Consider the following 25,267-nt stretch of genomic DNA (forward strand, 5'->3'; position numbering starts at 1 on the left):
AGCAGTAAGGAATGGCGCGAAGTGTAGCACAGGGGAGGGGGCGGATTATTGATGTGTGCGGGGATTGCCCCCGCACGGAGCCATAGTCTGCGACATGCCGGATGCGGCGTGAACGCCTTATCCGGCCTACACAAAATGGCATCGGCTCGTAGGCCTGATAGGACGCGTCAGCGTCGCATCAGGCGATCAGCATCAGGCAATCGGTCAGATGCCTGACATTACTCCTCGTGTTCTTCCCACGCCATCGCACGTTTAACCGCTTTTTTCCATCCTGCGTAACGGTAATTACGCTCGGTAGTTTCGATGCCTGGACGGAACTCGCGTTCAATCACCGCTTTCTCTTGCAGTTCGTCGAGATTTTGCCAGAAGCCAACCGCTAGACCGGCGAGATACGCCGCACCTAAGGCGGTAACTTCGCGAACTTCCGGACGCTCAACGCGAGTGCCAAGAATGTCCGACTGGAACTGCATCAGGAAGTTATTCGCCACCGCGCCGCCGTCCACGCGCAGGGCGTGCAGGCGAATACCGGAGTCAGCCTGCATTGCTTCCAGCACATCGCGCGTCTGATAGGCAATGGATTCCAGTGTCGCGCGGATAATGTGATTAGCGTTCACGCCACGAGTCAAACCGAAAATCGCCCCGCGTGCATACGGATCCCAGTACGGTGCGCCCAAGCCGGTAAAGGCCGGAACGACATATACACCGTTGGTGTTTTGTACTTTGGTCGCAAAATATTCGGAATCGTCGGCGTCGCTAATCAACTTCATTTCATCACGCAGCCACTGAATGGATGCCCCCGCCATAAACACCGCACCTTCCAGCGCATAGTTCACTTCCCCGCCTGGGCCACAGGCGATGGTGGTCAGCAGGCCGTTTTCTGATTTCACCGCTTTATCGCCGGTGTTCATCAGCATAAAGCAGCCGGTGCCGTAGGTATTCTTCGCCATCCCTTCTTTCACGCACAACTGACCGAATAGCGCCGCCTGCTGATCACCCGCGATCCCAGCGATCGGAATACGAGTGCCGCCTTTGCCGCCAATGTTGGTCTGGCCGTACACTTCAGAAGAGCGACGCACTTCTGGCAGCATCTCGCGCGGGATATCCAGCGCGTCGAGCATTTTGTCGTCCCAGTCCAGAGTATGGATGTTGAATAACATGGTACGGGATGCGTTGGTGTAATCGGTCACGTGAACGCGGCCCTGAGTCATTTTCCAGATAAGCCAGGTATCAACCGTACCGAACAGCAACTCGCCACGACGTGCACGCTCGCGAGAGCCTTCTACATGGTCAAGGATCCACTTCACTTTGGTGCCGGAGAAGTATGGGTCAATGACCAGACCGGTGTTATTACGAATGTACTCTTCCATGCCATCGCGCTTGAGATGCTCGCAGATCTCGGCGGTACGACGGCACTGCCAGACGATGGCGTTATAGATCGGTTTGCCGGTTTCTTTTTCCCAGACGATAGTGGTTTCACGCTGGTTAGTAATACCAATAGCTGCAATTTGATCGGAACTGATATCGGCTTTCGCCAGCACTTCCACCAGCGTGGAGCTTTGGGTGGCCCAGATTTCCATTGGGTCGTGTTCTACCCAGCCTGGTTTTGGGTAGATTTGCTCAAATTCGCGCTGTGAGACGCTAATGATATTGGCATCGTGATCCATCACGACTGCGCGGGAGCTGGTTGTGCCCTGGTCGAGTGCAACGATATATTTTTTTTCAGTCATGTTTAATTGTCCCGTAGTCACATTACAGTGAAGCTTTTTGTTCTGAAGGAGTTGTGATCTCCTTTTCTTCCACAACACAGATATCGCAAGGCAAATGGCGGCCAATCAGTTTGCGGTAGGCAAATGCACCTACAATCGCACCGACGATAGGGCCAAAAAGCGGCACCAGGAAGTAAGGAATGTCTCTGCCGCCGGTAAAGGCGACATTGCCCCAGCCCGCCAGCCAGGCAAAGGCTTTCGGACCGATGTCACGCGCTGGGTTCATGGCAAAGCCCGTCAATGGACCCATAGATGCGCCAATAACCGCAATCAGTAGACCAATCAACAACGGTGCCAACGGCCCACGTGGTACACCGTTGCCATCGTCCGTTAACGCCAGGATCAGCCCCATCAGAATAGCGGTAATCACCATCTCAACTGCGAAAGCCTGCACAAAATTGATATGAGGATTAGGGTAAGTAGAGAAAGTGCCTGCCAGATCAACACTTTCAACGCTGCCGCGAACAATGTGATGAGTCTGCTCGAAGTCGAAAAATAAATTGTAGTAAAGCCCGTAAACTAAAGCCGCAGCACAGAAAGCGCCGGCAACTTGTGAAACGATAAAAGGAATAACTTTGCGCTTGTCGAAACAGGCAAACAGCCACAATGCAATGGTAACAGCGGGATTAAGATGCGCGCCGGAAACCCCTGCGGTCAGGTAGATGGCCATTGCCACCCCCAGTCCCCAAATGACACTGATTTCCCACTGACCAAAAGACGCACCAGCGACTTTTAGTGCTGCAACGCAACCCACACCGAAAAAAATCAACAACCCGGTACCGAGGAATTCAGCAATGCACTGGCCTTTCAAGGTTGATGTTTGACTCATAATCGGATCCTGAAGAGTTAATGTTTGTTGTATGCGTGAAAGTCACGGACCTCCACGATGCTTGTAGGCATGCTGTAAACTTATCGTTAACGAGCAAAAACGAGAAATATCGAACTTAAAATGTGTGTGCTTCGTCATAAAATGAGCGTTATCGCGCCATTTATTCCATCTGATTGTACATGATGCATGTTTGTTAGATCATTCGCGCAACAAATTTATTAACATTTTCGATTGGTGTGGATTATGTCACCAGGAGAAGGATGAAAAGTGTGGCAAACCGTAATCTGCAAGGCGTGCCGCTGGACAGCGATGGCGCGGCTTCATACAATCGGAGCTAACTAAAGTGCGCTCGTATTTATTAAGGCGTCACCGGTAATCGGGACGAGGATTTTTTATCCATCAACGCCTTGCAATTCAGGAGAGGTATGACAATGTCATTAGAAGTGTTTGAGAAACTGGAAGCAAAAGTACAGCAGGCGATTGATACCATCACTCTGTTGCAGATGGAAATCGAAGAGCTGAAAGAAAAAAACAACTCACTGTCGCAGGAAGTTCAAAATGCCCAGCATCAGCGCGAAGAGCTGGAGCGTGAGAACAACCATCTGAAAGAACAGCAGAACGGCTGGCAGGAACGTCTGCAGGCCCTGCTGGGTCGCATGGAAGAGGTTTAATCTCTTCCACGCAGAGGCGCCGCAAGGCGCCTTATTTTTTACTTCACTGTATTTTTAGCAGACAACATAATCTCCATCGCCTGTTGGCGATATTTATCTGCCGTATCTGGCTCCATTAATGCAATGATCCCCACAGCCCTGGGGGTGTCTTCAAGATAAACACTGATGGTTCTTTTCTGCTGACCATCAAAATTTATCAACACATCCTGATACTTACAGGTGAAATGTTTGGCATTACAATCATGAAACTGGAAGGTTTCTTCATTGTATTGATCCTTGAGATTGTCTCGCTGCATCTTCTTTAACTCTTCCAGCGAGTCATCGGCGCTACGTCCTGCGGGCAGGCGGAAAGCAGAAATAAAGACGCTATTATCTTCACTTCTTATATCAATGGTTTTATCAGTACTAATAGAAACCGTATTCCAGTGTCGGTTTGGGACAGTCACGGAAATAGCTGCCTTCTCAAACGTATAGTGCCACGGGGTGAACAGACGAAACGTATTGCCGACGTTGGATAAAAGCAGGACTCCCAATACCCAACAGCACCCGCGAGTAAAACTGGCGAAGTTACGCGTTTTTTTAGTGAATGTGCACAGAATACCTGACACGAGCACGGGAAGTAATAACGGCCCAAGAAGTACTGAACCGATATACTCGCCAACCATCCCAGGATCTCCAGTAAGCAAGTTACTGTGCTGAAGATGACTAAGAAAAACAGTTATTATCCATAGTATTAATAAGATAACGTATCTCATATCAATCCATTATTATTAACATGCACATCAGATCATTGACGAGCAGAAAGCATCATTTTCATTACTTCTTCTTGATATTCGTCCAAATAATCTGGGTCGATAGCTGCGACCAGTTGTATCAAATTAGTGTTATCCAGTAGAGTCATGAAAATAGCATGTCTTACTTTGCCATCACTCATTGTTTGCACTCCTTCCTGATAAGCGCAGGCAAATCCCTGAACATCACAAACATGCATTTCTGCAGTTCCGTTTTGAGTCGCGGTAAGTTCCTCGATTGAATGCACACCGAGTTCATTTTGTGAGAAGGCAACAATAGCTAAAATAGCATGGGCATCCCGGGTCACCAGGGTTGGTCCTTGTTTTACTATATTGGCAACCCACTGTTTGCTCGGAACCGTGACGGTGATACCTGGCTCCGGGAAAGTATAATCCCATATGCTGTGTCGTTCCCACACCGTATAGCTGCTATAGATAAGAAATAATCCCATTAACCAACAAGTGCCGCGAATAAAGCTGCGGCTGCTTCTTTTTTTTATCGTTATACAGATGATTGTGGCGATAATAAATGATAAGGCAAGTGGGTTAAAAAATACGTTAGCAAAATATAAAATCATTTCACCCGCGTTGCCAGATAAAAGAAATTTGTAGCGGAAATGGTTAACGGCTATAAGTAATAAATATATAAATAAAAGAATAATATTCTGCATGAATACGTCCATGTATAAAAAAGGGGAATTTAATTCCCCTTTTAACGCATGGCAGATACTTATTCAATATCCAGCGGATCTTCTGAAAGAATAATCCCGGTATTGTCGGCATAAAGATGGTCGCCGGAGAAGAAGGTAACACCGCCAAAATTGACGCGGACATCGCTTTCGCCAATGCCTTCGCCAGCGGCACCAACCGGAATTGCCGCCATCGCCTGGATGCCGATATCCAACTCTTCCAGGTCATCTACCTGACGCACCGCGCCGTAAATGACCAGACCTTCCCATTCATTTTGTACCGCCAGACGCGCCAGTTCAGCATCGACCAGTGCGCGACGAACAGAACCACCGCCATCGACGACAAGAACACGACCACGGCCATTCTGTTCGAGCAGATCGTACAGCAACCCGTTGTCCTCGAAACATTTTACCGTGATGATTTGTCCGCCAAACGACGCCCGTCCACCAAAGTTGGAGAACAGCGGTTCCACGACGTTGACATCTTCTTGATAGATGTCACAAAGCTCGGAAGTATCGTATTTCATAGGCTTAACATTCAGTTGCTGCGAGAATTTTCAGTATATCGCGCTATGTGGGTTGTTGGCAAAATCATCAATTGTTAATTGATATTTGTCAGTTATGCTGCCCACTGGCTTAGGAATATCCCCAAAACAAACAGCAGGTTAGTCAGTAATGCCCCTTTAACAGTGCGTTCCAGCATCGGACGCATCGCCACCGGGTCCATTTCACGCATCACATAACGGGTTTGTTTCACTAACAACGGTGCCGCCAGCAGGAACAGCCAACCCCACGGGCTGTGCAGCGAAAAGAGATTAAACAGTGCCAGGCACACCAGTGACCCCATCAGCAGACAGGCATGGTAACGGCGTGCGTTCACTTCACCTAAGCGTACAGCCAGCGTGTTCTTGCCATTCTCGCGGTCGCTATTGATATCACGCAGATTATTAATGTTCAGTACCGCAGTAGCCAGCAGGCCACATGCTGTAGCCGGAAGGATCAACGCCGGAATCAGGGTATGCGCCTGCAAATACCAGCTCCCCATCACGCTTAACCAACCAAAGAACACCAGTACGGAAATATCGCCAAGGCCAATATAACCATAAGGACGATTGCCCACGGTGTAGGTGATAGCGGCAATGATCGACAACCCGCCAAGAATCAGGAAACCGACAAAATCGGCCAGCGTATGGCACGCCACTGCAACCAGTGCCAGCCCGGAGAGACAGATGAGCACGACGGTAATAATGAGCGCCCGTTTCATCTCTTGCTGGGTAATGACCCCTTTTTGCATCCCGCGTAGTGGTCCGATACGGTCAGGTTTGTCGCTGCCTTTAACGGCATCACCGTAATCATTGGCGAGGTTAGAGAGGATCTGTAACAGCCCGGCGGTAATCAGTGCCAGCAGAGCGACCAGCGGATCGAAGTGACCTTGCCACCATGCCAGCGCCGTCCCGACGATAATTGCAGCAAAGGCGAGGGGGAGGGTTTTAGGTCGTAAACTTTCCAGCCACGCCTGAGTTCGGCTAATTTGTTGTTCAGTCATAATACGCGCCAATAAAAATGGGGCCTTTCAGCCCCATCAAACAATGATGAAAATGATTGAACGCGATTATAGGATAAAACGGCTCAGATCTTCATCTGCCACCAACGCATCCAGATGTTTGCTCACATAATCTGCGTCAATGATGATAGTTTGACCGCTTAAATCGCTGGCGTCGTAGGAGATCTCCTCCATCAAACGCTCCAGAACGGTATGTAAACGACGTGCACCGATGTTTTCGGTAGATTCGTTCACCTGCCATGCGGCTTCCGCGATGCGCTTAATACCGGAGTCGGTGAACTCAATGTTTACGCCTTCAGTCGCCATCAGTGCTTTGTACTGCACGGTGATAGAGGCATTCGGTTCGGTCAGAATACGCTCGAAGTCGCTGGTGGTCAGTGCCTGCAGCTCAACGCGGATCGGCAGACGACCTTGCAGTTCCGGGATCAGGTCAGACGGTTTAGCAATCTGGAACGCACCAGAAGCGATAAACAGAATGTGGTCAGTTTTGACCATCCCGTGTTTAGTGGAAACGGTGCAACCTTCTACCAGTGGTAGCAGGTCGCGCTGAACGCCTTCACGAGAAACATCCGGACCGGAAGATTCGCCGCGCTTACAGATTTTGTCGATTTCGTCGATAAACACGATCCCGTGTTGTTCAACGGCATCGATAGCGTCTTGCTTCAGCTCTTCCGGGTTCACCAGTTTCGCCGCTTCTTCTTCAATCAGCAGCTTCATGGCGTCTTTGATTTTCAGCTTACGCGCTTTTTGCTTCTGACCACCCAGGTTCTGGAACATAGACTGCAACTGGCTGGTCATCTCTTCCATTCCCGGGGGTGCCATAATTTCAACGCCCATCGGTGCTGCGGCAAGATCGATCTCGATTTCTTTGTCATCGAGCTGGCCTTCACGCAGTTTTTTGCGGAATGCCTGACGTGCTGCAGACGGTTCCTGCTGCTGTTCGGTCTGTCCCCAGTTGTTTTTGGCCGGAGGGATTAGCACGTCGAGAATGCGCTCTTCTGCCAGTTCTTCAGCGCGATAACGGTTTTTCTCGATAGCCTGGACGCGTACCATTTTCACGGCGGCATCGGTCAGATCGCGAATAATAGAATCCACTTCCTTACCGACATAGCCCACTTCGGTGAATTTGGTGGCTTCAACTTTGATGAACGGCGCATTCGCCAGCTTCGCCAGACGACGGGCGATTTCAGTTTTACCGACGCCGGTCGGGCCGATCATCAGGATGTTTTTTGGGGTCACTTCATGGCGCAGCTCTTCGTTGAGCTGCATGCGACGCCAGCGGTTACGCAGTGCAATCGCCACAGAACGCTTAGCGTTATCCTGGCCGATGATGTGCTTATCCAGTTCGCTGACGATTTCGCGTGGGGTCATTTCAGACATGGGAGATCCTTACGCTTTGTAGCTTAATTCTTCGATGGTGTGGAAATGGTTGGTATAGATGCAAATGTCGCCTGCAATATCCAACGCCTTTTCAGCAATTTCACGGGCGCTAAGTTCAGTGTTTTCTAACAGCGCGCGCGCCGCCGCCTGGGCGTAAGGGCCGCCGGAGCCGATAGCAATAAGATCGTTTTCTGGCTGCACAACGTCACCGTTACCGGTGATGATAAGCGATGCAGTTTCGTCCGCGACCGCCAGCAGTGCTTCAAGTTTGCGCAACATGCGATCGGTACGCCAGTCTTTTGCCAGTTCAACGGCAGCTTTAACCAGATGGCCCTGATGCATTTCCAGCTTACGTTCAAACAGTTCGAACAGCGTAAAAGCATCCGCAGTACCGCCCGCAAAGCCCGCGATGACTTTGTCGTTGTACAGACGGCGGACCTTTTTCACGTTGCCTTTCATTACGGTATTGCCCAACGTGGCCTGGCCATCACCAGCGATGACCACATGGCCGTTACGGCGTACGCTTACTATAGTTGTCACGAGCTGACCCCTTGGTTACGAATACAGAGTACAAACCCCGTACAAAAGTACGGGGCATAATGCAATTATAGATGGGGGAGATTTTGAGGGTTTCAACCCCCGGTGGCGAGCCGAATACAGTTTGTGTGACCCGCCATCTTCAAACGATTGAGGGTGTTGTCTGCGTTTTCTTTGCCTTTCACCGGGCCAATGACCACACGATTCCAGCCATTGTTGGTGGTAATTTTCGAGTCAAAACCTTCGAACGCCAGTTGAGCACGCACCGTCTCTGCCTGTTCCGCGCCTCTGAACGAACCGCACTGTACCATCCAGCGGCGTTCATCTTTTTTCTCTGCCGTCGGTTTTGGCGCGTCTGCGGCACGAGCAACGGGCGCAGCCTGCTGTGGTTTCGGCTGTGCAGCAGTATGCGCAGGCGTTTGCAGCAGATCCTGGTACGGTTGCTGAGTGGACGCAGGTTTAGACTGCCGCGGCTGAGACTGTACTGGCGCGGCTTGCGCAGTACGTGTCTGTTGCTGCCAGCTTTGTTCTGTTGCACGTGGCTGCTGGGCCAGACGTTGCTGTTCTGCTAACTGCTGCGCCTGACGCTGGCGTTGTAGCGTTTGCTGGCGCTGTTCCGGCGTCTGCTCATTCCACGGAACTTCAATTAGCTGCGTTGGCTGCTGGCGCATATCGGCCTGCATTTGCTCAAGAAGCTGGCGCTGTTCCGGTGTCAGTTGTTCCGGCGTTTTCACTTCACCACCGGCAGAAGGTTCTGTTGGCGCACGCACACCAGGCTGGCGACTTTCCAGCTCTTTTATGTAACGCCAGCGTTCTTCCGGTTTCGGAGGTAGTCCATTTCCGGTCACTTTCTGGCTTTGCAGCGTCTCGGACTCTTCTTTCTTGTGATGCGTAATGAAGTACAGACCACCGATAAAGGTCACAAGAACGGCGGCAGCAATAGCGACCATTGCGGGAGAAACCGCAGGCAGATTTCGTTGCTTTTTCCGTGAGGTGCTCTTTTTTCGCCGCGAAGGTGCCGGTTGGCTGCGGCGTACATAATCTCGTTGTGCCACTATCGTTTCGCTGTATTTATTCGTTCGTCAGCCCGCCATGTTACTTAAGCGGCGGGCCTTTGACCAGTCACGGAAGTCTTAAAGGTTTACTTTAAGTCAATGTGCGCGTCGATCCCCGGATAATAAGCTCGCAGTCCATTAAACGTGAGCCACTGCCGACCGTTTGCCCCTGCATTTGATCAAGCAATAACAGCATAGCTTCCCGACCGATTTCGTAACGCGGCTGCGCAATGGTTGTCAGCGGCGGATCACAGAATTGCGTCAGGTCGATGTTATCAAAACCGATGATGGAAAGGTCGTCAGGGATTTTCAGCCCCTGACGTTTGGCCTGTGAAAGTGCGCCGAGCGCCATCACATCGCTATGACAGAAGACGGCAGTAGGCGGCTGCGGAAGGTCGAGCAACTGTTGCATGGCTTTACTTCCGGCTTCGAAGGTGAAATCGCCTCGGGCGATATATTGCGGATCAACCATAATTCCGCAGCGACGCAGCGCCTGAACGTAGCCTTGCAGGCGATAGTGACACAGCGGCATCTCTTCTGGACCAGCAATACAGCCAATCCGTTTATGTCCCTGTTCATACAGGTAATTTACCGCATCGAATGCCGCGGTCAGGTTGTCGATATGAACCGTCGGCAGCTCCAGCTCCGGCGCAAATTCGTTCGCCATCACCATAGGCGGCAGATTACGTTGCTCCTCTATGCTGGCATCAAACGGCAGCCTTGAACCCAGCAGCAACATGCCATCAATTTGCTTGGTGATGATTAAATCGATAAAGGTTTTTTCCTGCTGATTTTGATGTGCGCAGTCGCCAATCAGCACCAGATATCTGTGACTTGCCGCCGTAATTTCGATACCGCGAATAATTTCGCTAAAGAAGGGATCACAGATATCCGGGACAATTACCAGAACTGTACGGGACTCATTACGCTTAACGTTACGTCCCATTGGCTGTGGTAAATAACCCACTTCCCGAGCGGCTTTTTCAACCCGATTACGAGTGGCCAGGGAGACTTTATCGGGATTCATCAATGCTCGGGAAACGGTCGCTGTAGAGACTTTTGCTTTCAGGGCAACGTCTTTCATGGTTGCGGCAGTTTCCTGCTTCTTCTTCGCTTTCACACTCACTCCTCGCCTGGCACGTCAGGCGTACTACATCCATGTTTACTTCATATCGGCAACATTTTTAGCAGATAGTGCGTGAAAACGGTTACAGAATTTTCATGAAAAGTGTGATGAATATTTAATTTTTCGATCCGCCTCGCATCGTGAGCGGTTTAGCCTTCAATGGGATCGACATCCAGCACCCATTTCACTTTTCGTGAATCCGGTATTGTGTTGATAAGCGCCAGAGTGCCATTAATGATGTGCTGCAAGCGCACGCGGGAAGGGTGTTGCAACAAGATCTGCCAGCGCCAGCGACCGCCTCGTTTGGGTGCCAGTGCCGGAACCGGGCCGAGAACCCACAGTTTGTCATCCGCCAGCGGACTGGAGAGGATCAGATTGCGCAACTGCTGCAGGAACAGCGGTGCGTGCTGATTATTATGATCTTCTGCGCGCACAATCACATGGCTGGTCCACGGTGGCAGTTGCATCATTCGCCGTTCGGCCAGCGCCTGTTCGGCAAAGGCGTCGTAGCCTTTATAGAGCAACGTTTGCAACAGAGGATGTTCCGGATGGTGTGTTTGCAGCACCACCTCACCCTGTTTACCTGCACGCCCCGCACGACCAGCGACCTGAGTGTAAAGCTGGGCAAAACGTTCTGCTGAGCGAAAATCGGCAGAAAATAGCGCGCCATCGACGTCCAGTAATGCCACAAGCGTGACATCCGGAAAGTGGTGACCTTTCGCCAGCATTTGCGTACCAATCAAAATCCTCGCGCCACCGCGATGCACTTCCGCCAGTTGCTGCTCCAGCGCGCCTTTACGGCTGGTGGTGTCGCGGTCGATACGTGAAATGGCTACACCAGGGAACATCGGCGCAAGCGTCTGTTCAAGCTGCTCAGTGCCCAGCCCCACCGGCATCAGGTGCGTAGAGCCGCAGGACGGACACTGGCGCGGCACCGGGCGCTGGCTATCGCAATGGTGGCAGCGCAGATGTTGCTGTGCCTGATGCAGCGTGTAGTAGTGATCGCAACGTGGGCATTCGGCAATCCAGCCGCAGTCGTGGCACAGCAGCGCAGGCGCAAAACCACGGCGATTAAGAAAGAGAATAACCTGGTTGTCGGCCTGTAAATGCTGGCGCATACGACTGATTAACGCTGGAGCCAGCCCCGCCTGCACCTTCTGACCTTTTAAATCCAGCACGTGTTGAATTGCCGGACGCGCATTACCCGCCCGACGTGTCAGGCGCAGCAGGCGATATTTTTTCTGTTGCACGTTGCATAGCGTTTCCAGTGCAGGCGTTGCCGAACCGAGAATGATCGGGATTTGCTCGCTGTGCGCGCGATATACCGCCAGGTCGCGGGCATGATAGCGCCAGCCTTCCTGCTGCTTGTAGGAACTGTCATGCTCTTCGTCGATGACAATCACGCCGAGATTTTTAAATGGCGTAAACAGTGCGGAACGCGTACCAATCACAATCGCTGCTTCGCCATTTTTCGCTTTCAGCCACGCCGAAAGGCGTTCGCTGTCGTTCAGACCAGAATGCAGAACTTCCACGGGGGCGTTAAATCGTTCACGAAAACGGGCGATAGTTTGCGGTGTCAGGCCGATTTCCGGCACCATTACCAGCGCCTGCTTGCCCTGGCTGAGAACGTTTTCCAGCACGCTTAAATAGACTTCCGTTTTACCGGAACCGGTGACGCCCGCCAGCAGCCAGGCAGAAAAAGAATCGGCCGCGCTATGAATTGCGCCAACGGCGGTGGCTTGTTCAGTATTCAGCCGCAGACGTTCGCCAGAAACGGCATAGCCCGTTCGCCAGTCGCTAAATTCTGGCGTTTCGCTTGCCAGTTCACACAAACCTTTTTTGCGCAGCGCCTGTAGTGCGGCATCATTAAATTCGAGAGTGGCGACCTGGTCGCGCCAGATTTTCCCTTGCCGCAATGCTGCCAGCGCTTGCTGCTGTTTTGGCGAACGTTTCAGGCTGTTGATATCCACCGCCTGGCCCTGCTCGGTGGCAAACCAGTACCACATTGGCGTGTTCGCCGCAGGTCGCCCCTGGCGCAGTAAAATCGGCAAGGCATGAAATAACACATCGCCAATCGGATGATGATAGTAATCCGCCGCCCATAGCAGTAATCGCCAGACGGAGTGAGTAAACACCGGCTCACTGTCCAGCACTTCTCCCACCGCTTTCAGTTCGTTGAGTGGCAACTCGCTGACGTCGCTAACCGACACCACAATCCCGATGCGTTCTTGCTGTTTGCCAAACGGCACGCGCACGCGACACCCGGCTTTAACCGTCATGCCTTCAGGCAGCAGATAGTCAAAGGTACGAGGGAGCGGAACGGGCAAGGCAACGTGGGCAACGGGCATAGCATCATCCTGACTTGAAATTCGGTGGAACAGTATACACATTGCCGTAGAGGAGTGCGGATCAGTTTGCATACGCTGGTTAATTTCTGTATGATTCGGCGCCTTTGATACGAAATGATCGTATTGAAACTATACTTTAAACATCGCGTGGTGTCTGGCGTTAGGGCTGGAAGAGCGACGCGGCCTTAAACCGAGGTTTTCCCATGAAAAAAGATATTCACCCGAAATACGAAGAAATTACTGCTAGCTGCTCTTGCGGTAACGTAATGAAAATCCGCTCCACCGTTGGTCATGACCTGAACCTCGACGTGTGCAGCAAGTGCCACCCGTTCTTCACTGGCAAACAGCGTGATGTTGCTACCGGTGGCCGTGTTGATCGCTTCAACAAGCGTTTCAGCATCCCGGGCAGCAAATAAGACCGGATTTCCGAAAAAAGCGCCGCACGGCGCTTTTTTTGTGCCTGAAAACTTTCATCAGCAACATAACTCATTGAGTTTGTGTTTTTTTATCTTTCCTTTCATCGCGAAAATCCATTTTATCGATACCGTATTTTTTCATGCGCAAATACAGCTTTTTTCTGGGTATCTGAAAGTAATCTGCAACGTCGTTTATACGACCCTGGTGGAAGTTGAGAGCATCAATAATTATTTGTCTTTCATAACTTTCTACTCGTTCATCCAGCGGTGCTGGATCAGTCTCCATCATCTGCAAATTGACCGAATCGTCCAGCATTAAAACACCTACTGCAACCAGTTCTGCCGCATTCACCAATTCAATGATATTACCCGGCCAGGCACGCGCCATCAGCCGTTTATAAAACGTTTTTCCCAGCAACGGCTGTTGGCGATTTAATCGTTTACAGGTGAGTGTCAGATAATGGTGAAAAATAGGTTCAATATCCCCCGGTCGTTGGCTTAGTGGTGGGCATTCAAAAAAGAAAATACAATGCGGGAATGATTTTCTGTGCGGCGGCCAGTTCAGCCAGAGGGCTTTGATTAACAACCATCAGACGAAACGATCGATCCTGTGGGCGTTCCTGGAGTTGAATCAAGAGACGCTGATTTTCTTGTGTTAAATGTTCAAGTTCTTTTAATAACAGCGTGCCACCTTCTGCCTCTTTCACCCATTCTTCCAACGGTTGCTGACTATTAGCGCTGAGTGTGCGTTCAATTAAAGGTCTTTCTTTGCGAGAACTAAATTGATGAAGATAATGAGCAGCTAATGTTCTCCCTGTACCCGGTTCGCCGTAAAAACAGACGGGAAGATCGGTTTCTGCCAGTGTTTCAAGTTGTTGGCGTGTCTGGCGGATCCAGCCGCTGTTACCGATTAAGTGTCGATTAAACTGAGTGTGTCGCCATTTTTTTTGTTCCAGATAAGCTTCACGCTCTGCCAGTGCTTTTTCGATAAGTGATAGAAATTGTTCCGGATTGACCGGTTTTTGCAGGAAATCCCACGCTCCCTTTTTTACCGCTTCAACGGCCATAGGAACATCGCCATGACCGGTGATCATCAGAATAGGAAGATTAGGGTCGATCAGCGTTATTTTTTCCAGCAGCGTAATGCCTGAAATATCTGGCATGCAAACGTCGCACACAACGATGCCTTCCCAGGTATTTTGCAGCAATTGTAGGGCCTCTGAAGGGTTGCTACAGGTACATACTACATAACCCTCTTGCTGTAAGAGAGCGCTGTAGGCTTGCAGAACATCATTATCGTCATCAATTAACAGTATTGTTGGGTGAGTGTCTGTCATGCTTAAAGCTTCCTGAAACGTAGAATAACCAGCGCATGGTGGTCGAGAGTAGACGCGATATGTAACTCTCCCTGGCACTGACGCATAATAGAATGACTAATCGAAAGGCCAATACCCAAACCTACAGCTTTGTCAGTGGTAAAAGGTGTTAATAGTCGATCAGCCAGAAGCACAGGCCAGCCTTTTCCATTGTCAGCAATATATAGCGTTACAGTGGTGGCTTCTTCTTCAAAGTTAATGGTTATTGTGGGCGGTTCTTCCAGACAGGCTTCCAGGGCATTGGTAAATAAATTAACTAAAACTTGTTGAATTAAAACATCATCGCCATACACAGCAGGGAAATGATCCGGGTAGTGAAGAGAGGCTTTCAGTGGTCGATGTTTCAATGCCAGAAGTTCCCAGGATGAATAAATTACCTGCTGTAAATTGATTGCGCCGCCAGCTAATTCACTATCACGACGGCGGGCGAAGTTGCGCAGTCGTTTAACGATGTTATCCATGCGTTCGACCAGCGATCGCATAGTGACGATATAATTTTTTACCAAACCAACGTCTTGTTGTTCTAAAGCGCGGTTGGCACTGAACAGATACATAGATAATGCATTAAGTGGTTGATTAATTTCATGTGCCAGTGTTGTCATTGTCTGCCCGACTACGGCCAGTTTTGCGGTTTGGATCAATTCACTTTGTGCAGTACGAAGGTTTTTTTCAGTCGCTATTCGATCGCATATTTCCTGCCCCAGTTGACGTTGTTGCTGATTAATTTGTTCAATGGTCTGGCGGAGCAGGTTGGCAATTCTCCCAAGTTCATCGTTGCCGGAGACAGGGATATCAGCATCGAGTTCACCATTGCTTAACTTGACGACGGCATCATTCAGTAACTGAAATCGGCGGATCATTCTGGGACGAATGTAGAGGTAATTTACCAGAATGACGAACAGCAAGGCGGTAACCATAGCCGACAAAATCAGTAGCCCGCTGATTTGCATTATTTTTTCCAATCGTAGATTGAATGTTTGTAGTTGTTGGTGGCTATTTCCTAATTAAGTTTCTAATTGGTTGCGTATTTGCGTAAATACACGCTCTTTATCCCCGATAGTACTCATGAGAGTCTGTTGAGCTTGCTGCCAGGCAGCGAGGGTTCCGGGCAGATAATTTTGTTGAGTACCAAGCTCCCACAAGGAATAAACCGTCTGATGTAATGTGATGGTACTGGAATAAGACGATAACGATCTCACATTTTCGTCAATGCTGTGCTTCAAAAAATTCAGGTATTGAATATGTTGTTTTAACGAATCTATATCTCCACTATGTGTGTTAAGCATCTCCTTTAGTGTGCTGACGATCTGGGTTTCTATATGTGAAAGTTCGAAAACAAGTTGTAATTCTTTTTGAATAGTTTGTTGAGCATTTTGCAAATCCTGATTTTCGTGCAGATCTTTTCGTTGGCTGAGTTGATTGAGCAACGACGATTGTTGCCAACTTAAATCCTGAGTCAGAGAGTTAAGCTCATTATTGAAATCATCATGTAACCAGTTAACTCTTGAGGATATAACGTCGAGTTTTCCTTTTTCTTGATTGTTGTTATTCACCGCGCTATCGAGCTTGCTAAGCAATCTGTGACTACTGGCAACCTGTTGGTTAAGCGCATTTTGATGTACTGAATCAAGATGGGGATTAATGGCCTTAATTTTTTGTAGCCGTTGTTCAATTTGTTCCCTCACCTGAAGACGATTAACGGTATTGGTTGTCTGTTGTAGCTCATTGAATTCATTTACCAATGCGGTAAGGTTTTCTTCAAAAAGAAATGAAGCCTGAATCCGCGGGAAATAATCATCAAGCGCGTAGCGAACCTGAGAATTTTGTTCATACCACGAATAGAGGCTAACTACGCTAACGAATAGCGTAAGAACGGCACTAAAAACAAAGGCGAGGCGTAAGCTCGTCCCTATAGTATGTAGTTGTTTCACTTTAATGACTCGAGTTGCATGTTCACTAATTGCTGTTGATGCAGGAAAAACTGCTGCCATGCCATGATCTGAGCTTCACGAAAGCCTGATTGCAGTTCGAATTGCTGCTGGTACATGGAATTAATAGCCTGTTGTGGGGTAACAGGAACGGCTGTTAATAATGCGCGCACATCTGGCAATTTACGCTTAAGCCGATGTTCTGCGGCATATAATGATTTCCAGGTGTTTTGAAGTTCGGTAAGGCGAAAAGTAATCGCATTATCAAATAACAATTGCACGAGCTTTTGGCGTTGCATAATCAACGGATAATCAAGGGAAGGGGAGGAAAATAATCGTAGTTGTTGCTCCGCGAGAGGAGTGCCGGAGGGCAGTGGGTATACCGGATATTTTCCTGAGTCAGAATCGCTCAATGCTTGTTGTCCTTCCGGGCTCAATAAGAAATTAATAAAACGACCCGCCTCCTGTGAATGTTCACTGCCGTTTGTGATAGCAATAAACATAGGTGCTGCGCGAGAGTTTGGGAAATAACTGAAACGTAAGGTTGAATTATTAAGCAGTACGTTAGCGTAATTGTCGATTATCGGACCAGCGTCTCCCAACCCTGTGCTGATCTTATTTGCTACACCGAAACTACGTGATGAAATGGTCGCGAGATTGCCGCCTATTTTCAGTAGTGTGCTCCAGCCGTTATTCCATCCTTGTTGTTGCAGGAGATCTTCAATCATCAGATGAGTGGTATCTGAACGCGAAGGGCTACTCATTAATAAGGTTCCTTGATAACGTGACCTGCTTAATTCCTTCCATGAAGTAGGTACTGGCTCATTTTTATCTTCCAGATGCGCTACATTGATCAGGATGCCATAGCCCGATACTGCAACTGCAACGGTGGTTGACCGAATAGAGTCGGGGACTAACTTTCTGCTTGTTTCTATCTGATTATTAAATGGCTGGAGCAGGTTTTTACTTTGTAATCGCTGTAGCAACATGGGGGATGAACTCAATACCAGATCAATATTTTCACCCAATGGATTTTCAAGCAGGCGCTCAATGGATGCACTGGTTCGGTTGAGTGTTCGGATTTGGGTTGCCAGGGGTTGCTTTTGCCATTGACTGATAATGTGCTCTGTCGCTTCCGAAGAAAGCGTTGTAGCAATCACCAGCTCTTGTGCTGAGGTGACGTTGACGCATAAAAGCCAACAGATTAGTGTTCGTTGTATAATACGAATCATGTCAAAAATCCTATTAACGAGAGAAAAACTCTTACGCTGTAATTCATATCATTATCCGTTCGCTAATATACTCAATGAACAGCAAGACACTTGTGTCAGTATCGGAAATTATCATTAATTTGGATGTAGCCAGCGTCACTATATCCGGAAGCGTTTGTTAAAAAAAGATCAATATTGCACCTCTGAACACGTGTATCTTGCGGAAATAGCGATTGTTATGGGTATGCTCGGTAATTAATTTCCACACTTGCGCTATCGGATTCAGGTTATGACCGGATTCTATTGTTTCTTTGCGCCAGCCTTCATGCGCCGGAACAATGGCTTTAATGCGAGCGTAAATGTGCTTGTCATGAAGGATATCATGAAAATGTTTAAGTCCTCCTTGTTGTTGAGCGGTGATGAAAACTTTCATGTTGCGCAGCATGATCCTCCGATAGGGTAAAATCAAGTATCTTCAATGATCACGTGTATAGATACAAAATATGTGACTGACATCAAAAACTGAAAAAATTAATAAAAGGAATTATTTTTATATTGGGGCTGTTGTAACCCGTTAAGACTTAAATAAGAGCCGAATTCTATTTTGGGATGTGAAAATGGGAAAGAAATGGAACATGATATTTGTATTTTTGAGTCAATTTTGACTCATTTGCCTTGTATTGTAACTTAAACTCTCTTGCTTCACTATCTTCAAAACCAATGAAGCAAGGGCTTTTGAAATACTCATCAGAGAGTAGCAACTAGCATTGCTGTTTAAAATAACTCTATGAACTGGAAGGTGATGTATGCTTTCTCTATTGAAACCTCAAGTGGCAACACATAAGGTTCCTGAAAGTGAAATAAAGAATACCTATAATCGTTATCGTATGCAGGCGCTATTTAGCGTGTTTATCGGTTATCTTTCGTATTATATTGTCAGGAATAACTTTGTTCTCTCCACACCTTATTTAAAACAAGATCTTAATCTGTCTGCGACTCAAATAGGGCTACTTAGCAGTTGTATGCTAATCGCCTATGGTATTAGTAAAGGGGTAATGAGTAGCCTGGCAAAAGCTAATCCTAAAGTCTATATGGCTGTGGGTTTAGTTCTTTGCGCCCTCGTTAACGTGGCGCTTGGTTTTAGTTTTGCTTTTTGGATGTTTGCGGGACTTGTCATTCTGAATGGCCTCTTTCAAGGGATGGGCGTTGGCCCTTCGTTTATTACAATAGCCAACTGGTTCCCTCGTAAAGAACGGGGCATCGTCGGTGCGGTCTGGAATATTTCGCACAATGTGGGGGGCGGTATTGTTGCTCCGATTGTTGGTGGTGCATTTGCCGTATTGGGTACTGAACACTGGAAAATAGCAACGTATGTTGTTCCAGCGATTGTATCAGTTGTCATTGCTATAGTCGTGCTGATGACAGGTAAAGGTTCTCCCGTAAGTGAAGGTTTACCACCATTAAGCGAAATTGTTCCGGACGACGTCAGCATTAAAGCAAAAGATGATCGTGCGCCAGAAGATATGACTGCCTGGCAAATTTTTTGTACCTATGTGCTAAAAAACAAGAATGCATGGTTCGTCTCTTTCGTTGATGTTTTTGTCTATATGGTGCGTTTCGGAATTATCAGTTGGTTGCCCATTTACCTGTTAAGCGTGAAACATTTTACGAAGACTGAAATGAGCACGGCATTTTTAATTTTTGAATGGGCGGCTATTCCAACGACGTTATTTGCTGGCTGGTTGAGTGATAAATTATTTCATGGTCGCCGTATGCCACCCGCGATTATCAGTATGGTATTGATTTTCTTCTGCCTGCTGGGCTACTGGAAAAGCGACTCTCTGCTCTCTATTACCATTTTTGCTGCTTGCGTAGGCTGCCTTATCTATGTTCCGCAGTTCCTGGCTTCTGTGCAGACAATGGAAATTGTCCCCAGTTTTGCCGTGGGTTCCGCAGTCGGTTTGCGTGGTTTTATGAGTTATATTCTTGGCGCAACGCTTGGTACAAGTTTGTTTGGTGTTATGGTCGATCAGGTAGGTTGGGATGGCGGTTTTTATCTTCTGCTTGCTGGTGTTATCTGTTGCATTATTTTCTGTACGCTAACGCACTTTGGCGCGGTCGCTATGGAACGACAGCGTCAAAATGACGTGGCTGCGTTTTCGCAAGAGCTTCAGACCAATAAAAATTAGATTTTGGGGGCCAGTCACGAGGTGATTGGCCCATTACCAGGAAAACAGCGGCCATTCTTTAGCGACGGTAGTGAGTTGTGGCGCATCGAAAACGGCCTGTGGTGAAACCACCGTTTCTTCAAGCGGGATATTTTTGCCGTAGCGTTCTTTGAGCTTCGCCTGGACCAGCGGGTTGCTAAGATCGAACTCTTTCAGTTTTTGCTGCTCGCCCACGCTCATTCCCAGCGCGTTCTGATACACCTTCCACACCACTTCTGAACAATACTGGCGATCGTCGCTCCACGAGAAGCTGAAGTCATACGGTTGACCAAGATAACGTTTTGTCGCTTGCGCCAGTTTTTGCTGTTGTTCGGTATTCAGCCCGCCTTCAACACGGCGCACAATGTATTTGCCCTTTTCACCGTGGGCGATCCACTGCTTCAGCGGGGTGTATTTCACCGGGCCGACGGCTTCAAAGACGTAGGGCTTTTTATTGCGTATCACCAGCATACCGGTATGGCTGTAATCGGAATGGGTCGCCAGTTGGATCGCTTTACTTTGCGATGAGCGAGAGATCTGAAAGATGATGTCGCCGGTTTGTGGCTGCCAGGCAAAGGCTGGCGCAGAAACCAGCAGGCTGGGGATGAGTAGCCTGATTTTCATCGTTAAACGTCCATGTATAAAAAGGCGGTGGGTTAGATCTGAGCCGCTGACAACGTGCTCGTTGTTTATGCCGGATGCGGCGTGAACGCCTTATCCGGCCTACAAGTTCGTGCAAATTCAATAGATTGCAATATGACGTAGGCCTGATAAGCGTAGCGCATCAGGCGATTTTGCCTTTGGCAGCACTCCCCACGCCGCTCTTTTCCGCTTTAGTATTCCCACGTCTCCGGGTTAATCCCCATCTCACGCATGATCTCTTTTGCCGCTTCCGGGATTTCGTCGCTGCGCTCTTTACGCAGATCGGCATCATCCGGCAGCGGTTGCCCGGTAAAGGCATGCAGAAACGCTTCACACAGCAGTTCGCTGTTGGTAGCGTGACGCAGGTTATTCACCTGACGACGCGTGCGCTCATCGGTGAGGATTTTTAACACCTTAAGAGGAATGGAAACCGTAATCTTTTTGACTTGTTCACTCTTCTTGCCGTGCTCAGCGTATGGGCTGATATATTCGCCGCTCCATTCAGCCATGAGATACTTAATCCTCTTCGTCAATAAATTGAGACCAGACCGTACAATTAATAAGGTTACTGGTCATAAACCCGCATAGTTTACCGTACAGGCGCTACCGTGACATCGTGTAATGCGCCTGTCAGCGTGATAATGCATGTAATTTTAACGGCAATTTCTGATTTGCTCAATCTATACGCAAAGAAGTTTAGATGTCCAGATGTATTGACGTCCATTAACACAATGTTTACTCTGGTGCCTGTCTTTTCACCGACTCAGCCCAGGGAACTTCATCACATGACGCGTAAACAGGCCACCATCGCAGTGCGTAGCGGGTTAAATGACGACGAACAGTATGGTTGCGTTGTCCCACCGATCCATCTTTCCAGCACCTATAATTTTACCGGATTTAATGAACCGCGTGCGCATGATTACTCGCGTCGCGGCAACCCGACGCGCGATGTCGTGCAGCGTGCGCTGGCAGAACTGGAAGGTGGCGCTGGCGCGGTGCTTACTAATACCGGCATGTCAGCCATCCATCTGGTGACTACCGTCTTTTTGAAGCCGGGCGATCTGTTGGTTGCGCCGCACGATTGTTACGGCGGCAGCTATCGTCTGTTCGACAGTCTGGCGAAACGTGGTTGTTATCGCGTGCTGTTTGTTGATCAAGGTGATGAGCAGGCATTACAAGCGGCACTGGCAGAAAAGCCCAAACTGGTGTTGGTAGAAAGCCCCAGTAATCCATTGTTACGCGTCGTGGATATTGCGAAAATCTGCCATCTGGCAAGGGAAGTTGGGGCGGTGAGCGTGGTGGATAACACCTTCTTAAGCCCGGCATTACAAAATCCGCTGGCATTGGGTGCCGATCTGGTGTTGCATTCATGTACGAAATATCTGAATGGCCACTCTGACGTAGTGGCTGGCGTGGTGATTGCTAAAGATCCGGATGTGGTCACCGAACTGGCCTGGTGGGCAAACAATATTGGCGTGACGGGTGGTGCGTTTGACAGTTATTTGTTGCTGCGTGGTCTGCGAACTCTGGTTCCGCGTATGGACCTGGCTCAGCGCAACGCGCAGGCGATTGTGAAATATCTGCAAACCCAACCGCTGGTGAAAAAACTTTATCACCCGTCGCTGCCGGAAAATCAGGGGCATGAAATTGCCGTGCGTCAGCAAAAAGGCTTTGGCGCAATGTTGAGTTTTGAACTGGATGGTGATGAGCAGATGCTGCGTCGCTTCCTGGGCGGGCTGTCGTTATTTACGCTGGCGGAATCATTAGGGGGAGTGGAAAGTTTAATCTCTCACGCCGCAACCATGACCCACGCAGGCATGGCACCAGAAGCGCGTGCTGCCGCCGGGATCTCCGAGACGCTGTTGCGTATCTCCACCGGTATTGAAGATGGCGAAGATTTAATTGCCGACCTGGAAAATGGCTTCCGGGCTGCAAACAAGGGGTAAAAATGAGTGTGATTGCGCAGGCAGGGGCGAAAGGTCGTCAACTGCATAAATTTGGTGGCAGTAGTCTGGCTGATGTGAAGTGTTATTTGCGTGTTGCGGGCATTATGGCGGAGTACTCTCAGCCCGACGATATGATGGTGGTTTCCGCCGCGGGTAGCACCACTAACCAGTTGATTAACTGGTTGAAACTAAGCCAGACCGATCGTCTCTCTGCGCATCAGGTTCAACAAACGCTACGTCGTTATCAGTGCGATCTGATTAGCGGCCTGTTACCCGCCGAAGAAGCCGATAGCCTCATCAGCGCCTTTGTCAGCGATCTGGAACGTCTGGCGGCGCAGCTCGACAGCGGTATCACCGACGCAGTATATGCGGAAGTGGTAGGCCACGGTGAAGTGTGGTCGGCGCGTTTGATGTCCGCGGTGCTTAACCAACAAGGACTGCCTGCGGCTTGGCTCGATGCCCGTGAATTTTTACGCGCTGAACGCGCCGCACAACCGCAGGTTGATGAAGGCCTGTCTTATCCGTTGCTGCAACAATTGCTGGTGCAGCATCCGGGCAAACGTCTGGTTGTGACCGGGTTTATCAGCCGTAACAACGCCGGTGAAACGGTACTGCTGGGGCGTAACGGTTCCGACTATTCCGCCACCCAAATCGGTGCGCTGGCGGGTGTTTCCCGCGTAACTATCTGGAGCGATGTCGCCGGGGTATACAGCGCCGACCCGCGCAAAGTGAAAGATGCCTGTCTGCTGCCATTGCTGCGTCTTGATGAAGCCAGCGAACTGGCGCGTCTGGCAGCCCCTGTTCTCCACGCCCGTACCTTACAGCCCGTTTCTGGTAGCGAAATCGACCTGCAACTGCGCTGTAGCTATACGCCGGATCAAGGTTCTACGCGTATTGAACGTGTACTGGCTTCCGGCACTGGTGCGCGAATTGTCACCAGCCACGACGATGTCTGTTTGATTGAGTTTCAGGTGCCAACCCGCCAGGATTTCAAACTGGCACATAAAGAAATCGACCAGATTTTGAAACGTGCTCAGGTGCGTCCGCTGGCAGTTGGCGTGCATAACGATCGCCAGTTGCTGCAATTTTGCTACACCTCCGAAGTGGCTGATAGCGCCCTGAAAATTCTCGATGAAGCAGGATTGCCAGGCGAACTGCGTCTGCGTCAGGGGCTGGCGTTGGTAGCGATGGTAGGCGCAGGTGTCACCCGTAACCCACTGCATTGCCACCGTTTCTGGCAGCAACTGAAAGGTCAGCTGGTCGAATTTACCTGGCAGTCGGATGACGGTATCAGTCTGGTGGCAGTACTACGCACCGGCCCGACCGAAAGCCTTATTCAGGGACTGCATCAGTCCGTCTTCCGCGCGGAAAAACGCATCGGCCTGGTCCTGTTCGGTAAGGGCAATATCGGTTCGCGTTGGCTGGAACTGTTCTCTCGTGAGCAAAGTACGCTCTCGGCGCGTACCGGATTTGAGTTTGTGCTGGCAGGCGTGGTGGACAGCCGCCGCAGCCTGTTGAGCTATGATGGCCTGGACGCCAGCCGCGCGTTAGCCTTCTTCAATGATGAAGCCGTCGAGCAGGATGAAGAGTCGCTGTTCCTGTGGATGCGCGCCCATCCGTATGATGATTTAGTGGTGCTGGACGTTACCGCCAGTCAGCAGCTTGCTGACCAGTATCTCGATTTCGCCAGTCACGGTTTCCACGTTATCAGCGCCAACAAACTGGCGGGAGCCAGCGACAGCAACAAATATCGCCAGATCCACGACGCTTTCGAAAAGACCGGACGTCACTGGTTGTATAACGCCACCGTCGGCGCGGGCTTGCCGATCAACCACACTGTGCGCGATCTGATCGACAGCGGCGACACTATTTTGTCGATCAGCGGGATCTTCTCCGGCACGCTCTCCTGGCTGTTCCTGCAATTCGACGGCAGCGTGCCGTTTACCGAACTGGTGGATCAGGCGTGGCAACAGGGCTTAACCGAGCCTGACCCGCGTGATGACCTTTCCGGTAAAGACGTGATGCGCAAACTGGTGATTCTGGCGCGTGAAGCGGGTTACAACATTGAACCGGACCAGGTGCGCGTGGAGTCGCTGGTGCCAGCACATTGTGAAGGCGGCAGCATCGATCACTTCTTTGAAAACGGCGATGAACTGAATGAGCAGATGGTGCAACGACTGGAAGCCGCCCGCGAAATGGGGCTGGTGCTGCGCTACGTGGCGCGTTTCGATGCCAATGGCAAAGCGCGTGTTGGTGTAGAAGCGGTGCGTGAAGACCATCCGCTGGCATCACTGCTGCCGTGCGATAACGTCTTTGCCATCGAAAGCCGCTGGTATCGCGATAACCCGCTGGTGATCCGTGGGCCAGGCGCTGGGCGCGACGTCACCGCCGGGGCGATTCAGTCAGATATTAACCGCCTGGCGCAGTTGTTGTAATTTCAGGAATCTAATAATGCCTGGTACACATGTTTTCGTGTCTATGGTTTCTAACTAAATATATTGATTTATCATTTGGTTATAGGCCGGATGAAGCGTTTGCGCTACATCCGGCAAGAAGCAATAAGTACGTTGTCAGCCTGCATCTGTAATCCGGTCTGCCTTGCATTCCGGATTTTCTTTTCCTTACCATCCTGAATTTTTCTCATCTTTCCTGATTTTTCCTCACCATCATTGGTCATTTTTCGGTTGACGCTCCTCCGCTTTTCCTTCATCTTTACATCTGGACGTCTAAACGGATAGGTGTTCACAACACAACATATAACTACAAGCGATTGATGAGGTAAGGT

Annotated in this window: 23 protein-coding genes and 1 pseudogene; 5 read left to right on the forward strand and 19 right to left on the reverse strand. The window is 49.6% G+C overall.

Annotated features, from left to right (window positions below; translation table 11 throughout):
• Positions 1–218 precede the first annotated feature (218 nt).
• Positions 219–1,727, reverse strand: coding sequence for a glycerol kinase GlpK (glpK, locus tag C1192_RS17835; RefSeq protein WP_001517514.1), 1,509 nt, complete (start codon positions 1,725–1,727; stop codon positions 219–221).
• Between the two features lie 22 nt (positions 1,728–1,749).
• Positions 1,750–2,595: a glycerol uptake facilitator protein GlpF gene (gene glpF, locus C1192_RS17840; protein ID WP_038355001.1), complete on the reverse strand. Its 846-nt coding sequence runs from the start codon at positions 2,593–2,595 to the stop codon at positions 1,750–1,752.
• A gap of 425 nt (positions 2,596–3,020) precedes the next feature.
• Here glpF and zapB point away from each other — a divergent pair, with 425 nt between their 5' ends.
• On the forward strand, positions 3,021–3,266 hold the full coding sequence (zapB, locus tag C1192_RS17845) for a septal ring assembly protein ZapB (RefSeq protein WP_001296623.1): 246 nt from the start codon (positions 3,021–3,023) through the stop codon (positions 3,264–3,266).
• A 38-nt stretch (positions 3,267–3,304) separates the two neighbouring features.
• Here the strand turns inward: zapB and C1192_RS17850 are convergent, their stop codons facing one another.
• The 9 genes from C1192_RS17850 to priA all read right to left on the reverse strand — a co-directional run bounded on the left by C1192_RS17850 (position 3,305) and on the right by priA (position 12,756).
• Positions 3,305–3,931: a hypothetical protein gene (locus tag C1192_RS17850; RefSeq protein WP_000232687.1), complete on the reverse strand. Its 627-nt coding sequence runs from the start codon at positions 3,929–3,931 to the stop codon at positions 3,305–3,307.
• A 122-nt stretch (positions 3,932–4,053) separates the two neighbouring features.
• A complete protein-coding gene (locus C1192_RS17855; RefSeq protein WP_001301616.1) occupies positions 4,054–4,728 on the reverse strand; it encodes a hypothetical protein in 675 nt (224 codons plus the stop codon).
• Between the two features lie 59 nt (positions 4,729–4,787).
• Positions 4,788–5,273 carry a ribonuclease E activity regulator RraA gene (rraA, locus tag C1192_RS17860; protein WP_000872908.1) on the reverse strand — a complete coding sequence of 162 codons (486 nt, stop codon included), beginning with the start codon at positions 5,271–5,273 and terminating at the stop codon, positions 4,788–4,790.
• A gap of 92 nt (positions 5,274–5,365) precedes the next feature.
• Positions 5,366–6,292: a 1,4-dihydroxy-2-naphthoate polyprenyltransferase gene (menA, locus tag C1192_RS17865; RefSeq protein ID WP_016262743.1), complete on the reverse strand. Its 927-nt coding sequence runs from the start codon at positions 6,290–6,292 to the stop codon at positions 5,366–5,368.
• Between the two features lie 66 nt (positions 6,293–6,358).
• Positions 6,359–7,690, reverse strand: a complete 1,332-nt coding sequence (gene hslU / locus C1192_RS17870) for an ATP-dependent protease ATPase subunit HslU (RefSeq protein WP_001293343.1) — start codon at positions 7,688–7,690, stop codon at positions 6,359–6,361.
• A 9-nt stretch (positions 7,691–7,699) separates the two neighbouring features.
• Positions 7,700–8,230: an ATP-dependent protease subunit HslV gene (gene hslV / locus C1192_RS17875; RefSeq protein ID WP_000208242.1), complete on the reverse strand. Its 531-nt coding sequence runs from the start codon at positions 8,228–8,230 to the stop codon at positions 7,700–7,702.
• Positions 8,231–8,322: 92 nt separating this feature from the next.
• Positions 8,323–9,282, reverse strand: a complete 960-nt coding sequence (gene ftsN, locus C1192_RS17880; protein ID WP_000068823.1) for a cell division protein FtsN — start codon at positions 9,280–9,282, stop codon at positions 8,323–8,325.
• 91 nt (positions 9,283–9,373) lie between these two features.
• Positions 9,374–10,366, reverse strand: coding sequence for a DNA-binding transcriptional regulator CytR (cytR, locus tag C1192_RS17885; protein WP_370567051.1), 993 nt, complete (start codon positions 10,364–10,366; stop codon positions 9,374–9,376).
• A gap of 191 nt (positions 10,367–10,557) precedes the next feature.
• A complete protein-coding gene (priA, locus tag C1192_RS17890; RefSeq protein WP_001517517.1) occupies positions 10,558–12,756 on the reverse strand; it encodes a primosomal protein N' in 2,199 nt (732 codons plus the stop codon).
• A 203-nt stretch (positions 12,757–12,959) separates the two neighbouring features.
• Here priA and rpmE point away from each other — a divergent pair, with 203 nt between their 5' ends.
• The gene (gene rpmE / locus C1192_RS17895) at positions 12,960–13,172 is read left to right on the forward strand and encodes a 50S ribosomal protein L31 (RefSeq protein ID WP_000710770.1); all 213 of its coding nucleotides are present in this window, start codon (positions 12,960–12,962) and stop codon (positions 13,170–13,172) included.
• A 70-nt stretch (positions 13,173–13,242) separates the two neighbouring features.
• On the opposite strand, the pseudogene pgtA reads toward rpmE, so the two are convergent.
• The 5 genes and pseudogenes from pgtA to C1192_RS17915 all read right to left on the reverse strand — a co-directional run bounded on the left by pgtA (position 13,243) and on the right by C1192_RS17915 (position 18,120).
• A pseudogene (gene pgtA / locus C1192_RS17900) lies at positions 13,243–14,509 on the reverse strand (two-component system response regulator PgtA).
• 2 nt (positions 14,510–14,511) lie between these two features.
• Positions 14,512–15,498 carry a sensor histidine kinase gene (locus C1192_RS25720; protein ID WP_241482954.1) on the reverse strand — a complete coding sequence of 329 codons (987 nt, stop codon included), beginning with the start codon at positions 15,496–15,498 and terminating at the stop codon, positions 14,512–14,514.
• Positions 15,499–15,552: 54 nt separating this feature from the next.
• Positions 15,553–16,539 carry a hypothetical protein gene (locus tag C1192_RS25725; RefSeq protein ID WP_241482953.1) on the reverse strand — a complete coding sequence of 329 codons (987 nt, stop codon included), beginning with the start codon at positions 16,537–16,539 and terminating at the stop codon, positions 15,553–15,555.
• Positions 16,476–17,708, reverse strand: coding sequence for an ABC transporter substrate-binding protein (locus C1192_RS17910; protein WP_038354999.1), 1,233 nt, complete (start codon positions 17,706–17,708; stop codon positions 16,476–16,478). The genes C1192_RS25725 and C1192_RS17910 overlap by 64 nt, the downstream gene beginning before the upstream one ends.
• Before the next feature lie 157 nt (positions 17,709–17,865).
• On the reverse strand, positions 17,866–18,120 hold the full coding sequence (locus tag C1192_RS17915) for a hypothetical protein (RefSeq protein ID WP_241482952.1): 255 nt from the start codon (positions 18,118–18,120) through the stop codon (positions 17,866–17,868).
• Positions 18,121–18,493: 373 nt separating this feature from the next.
• On the opposite strand from C1192_RS17915, the gene pgtP reads away from it, so the two are divergent.
• Entirely contained in the window at positions 18,494–19,876 is a 1,383-nt protein-coding gene (gene pgtP / locus C1192_RS17920) for a phosphoglycerate transporter PgtP (RefSeq protein WP_038354997.1), read from the forward strand.
• Positions 19,877–19,909: 33 nt separating this feature from the next.
• Here the strand turns inward: pgtP and C1192_RS17925 are convergent, their stop codons facing one another.
• Positions 19,910–20,518 carry a YiiX family permuted papain-like enzyme gene (locus C1192_RS17925; RefSeq protein WP_001517521.1) on the reverse strand — a complete coding sequence of 203 codons (609 nt, stop codon included), beginning with the start codon at positions 20,516–20,518 and terminating at the stop codon, positions 19,910–19,912.
• A 209-nt stretch (positions 20,519–20,727) separates the two neighbouring features.
• Complete coding sequence (gene metJ / locus C1192_RS17930; protein ID WP_000852812.1) at positions 20,728–21,045, reverse strand: met regulon transcriptional regulator MetJ; 318 nt, start codon at positions 21,043–21,045, stop codon at positions 20,728–20,730.
• 276 nt (positions 21,046–21,321) lie between these two features.
• On the opposite strand from metJ, the gene metB reads away from it, so the two are divergent.
• Positions 21,322–22,482 (forward strand): cystathionine gamma-synthase, encoded by a 1,161-nt coding sequence (gene metB, locus C1192_RS17935; protein ID WP_038354996.1) that lies wholly within the window; start codon positions 21,322–21,324, stop codon positions 22,480–22,482.
• Between the two features lie 2 nt (positions 22,483–22,484).
• Positions 22,485–24,917 carry a bifunctional aspartate kinase/homoserine dehydrogenase II gene (gene metL, locus C1192_RS17940; RefSeq protein WP_038354995.1) on the forward strand — a complete coding sequence of 811 codons (2,433 nt, stop codon included), beginning with the start codon at positions 22,485–22,487 and terminating at the stop codon, positions 24,915–24,917.
• 104 nt (positions 24,918–25,021) lie between these two features.
• Here metL and C1192_RS25190 read toward each other — a convergent pair whose 3' ends face one another.
• Positions 25,022–25,159, reverse strand: coding sequence for a hypothetical protein (locus C1192_RS25190; RefSeq protein WP_154663965.1), 138 nt, complete (start codon positions 25,157–25,159; stop codon positions 25,022–25,024).
• Positions 25,160–25,267 lie beyond the last annotated feature (108 nt).

The organism is Escherichia marmotae (genome assembly GCF_002900365.1).
GTDB classification, from domain to species: Bacteria; Pseudomonadota; Gammaproteobacteria; order Enterobacterales; family Enterobacteriaceae; genus Escherichia; species Escherichia marmotae.

Coding starts and splice junctions, on each gene's coding strand:
- metB (WP_038354996.1), top strand. CDS start 21,322: ATGACGCGTAAACAGGCCACCATCGCAGTGCGTAGCGGGTTAAATGAC.
- C1192_RS17910 (WP_038354999.1), bottom strand. CDS start 17,708: ATGATTCGTATTATACAACGAACACTAATCTGTTGGCTTTTATGCGTC.
- pgtP (WP_038354997.1), top strand. CDS start 18,494: ATGCTTTCTCTATTGAAACCTCAAGTGGCAACACATAAGGTTCCTGAA.
- C1192_RS25190 (WP_154663965.1), bottom strand. CDS start 25,159: ATGACCAATGATGGTGAGGAAAAATCAGGAAAGATGAGAAAAATTCAG.
- hslU (WP_001293343.1), bottom strand. CDS start 7,690: ATGTCTGAAATGACCCCACGCGAAATCGTCAGCGAACTGGATAAGCAC.
- glpK (WP_001517514.1), bottom strand. CDS start 1,727: ATGACTGAAAAAAAATATATCGTTGCACTCGACCAGGGCACAACCAGC.
- C1192_RS17925 (WP_001517521.1), bottom strand. CDS start 20,518: ATGAAAATCAGGCTACTCATCCCCAGCCTGCTGGTTTCTGCGCCAGCC.
- C1192_RS17850 (WP_000232687.1), bottom strand. CDS start 3,931: ATGGTTGGCGAGTATATCGGTTCAGTACTTCTTGGGCCGTTATTACTT.
- metJ (WP_000852812.1), bottom strand. CDS start 21,045: ATGGCTGAATGGAGCGGCGAATATATCAGCCCATACGCTGAGCACGGC.
- metL (WP_038354995.1), top strand. CDS start 22,485: ATGAGTGTGATTGCGCAGGCAGGGGCGAAAGGTCGTCAACTGCATAAA.
- C1192_RS17855 (WP_001301616.1), bottom strand. CDS start 4,728: ATGCAGAATATTATTCTTTTATTTATATATTTATTACTTATAGCCGTT.
- cytR (WP_370567051.1), bottom strand. CDS start 10,366: ATGAAAGACGTTGCCCTGAAAGCAAAAGTCTCTACAGCGACCGTTTCC.
- menA (WP_016262743.1), bottom strand. CDS start 6,292: ATGACTGAACAACAAATTAGCCGAACTCAGGCGTGGCTGGAAAGTTTA.
- C1192_RS25720 (WP_241482954.1), bottom strand. CDS start 15,498: ATGCAAATCAGCGGGCTACTGATTTTGTCGGCTATGGTTACCGCCTTG.
- zapB (WP_001296623.1), top strand. CDS start 3,021: ATGACAATGTCATTAGAAGTGTTTGAGAAACTGGAAGCAAAAGTACAG.
- C1192_RS25725 (WP_241482953.1), bottom strand. CDS start 16,539: ATGGCAGCAGTTTTTCCTGCATCAACAGCAATTAGTGAACATGCAACT.
- priA (WP_001517517.1), bottom strand. CDS start 12,756: ATGCCCGTTGCCCACGTTGCCTTGCCCGTTCCGCTCCCTCGTACCTTT.
- rpmE (WP_000710770.1), top strand. CDS start 12,960: ATGAAAAAAGATATTCACCCGAAATACGAAGAAATTACTGCTAGCTGC.
- glpF (WP_038355001.1), bottom strand. CDS start 2,595: ATGAGTCAAACATCAACCTTGAAAGGCCAGTGCATTGCTGAATTCCTC.
- C1192_RS17915 (WP_241482952.1), bottom strand. CDS start 18,120: ATGAAAGTTTTCATCACCGCTCAACAACAAGGAGGACTTAAACATTTT.
- rraA (WP_000872908.1), bottom strand. CDS start 5,273: ATGAAATACGATACTTCCGAGCTTTGTGACATCTATCAAGAAGATGTC.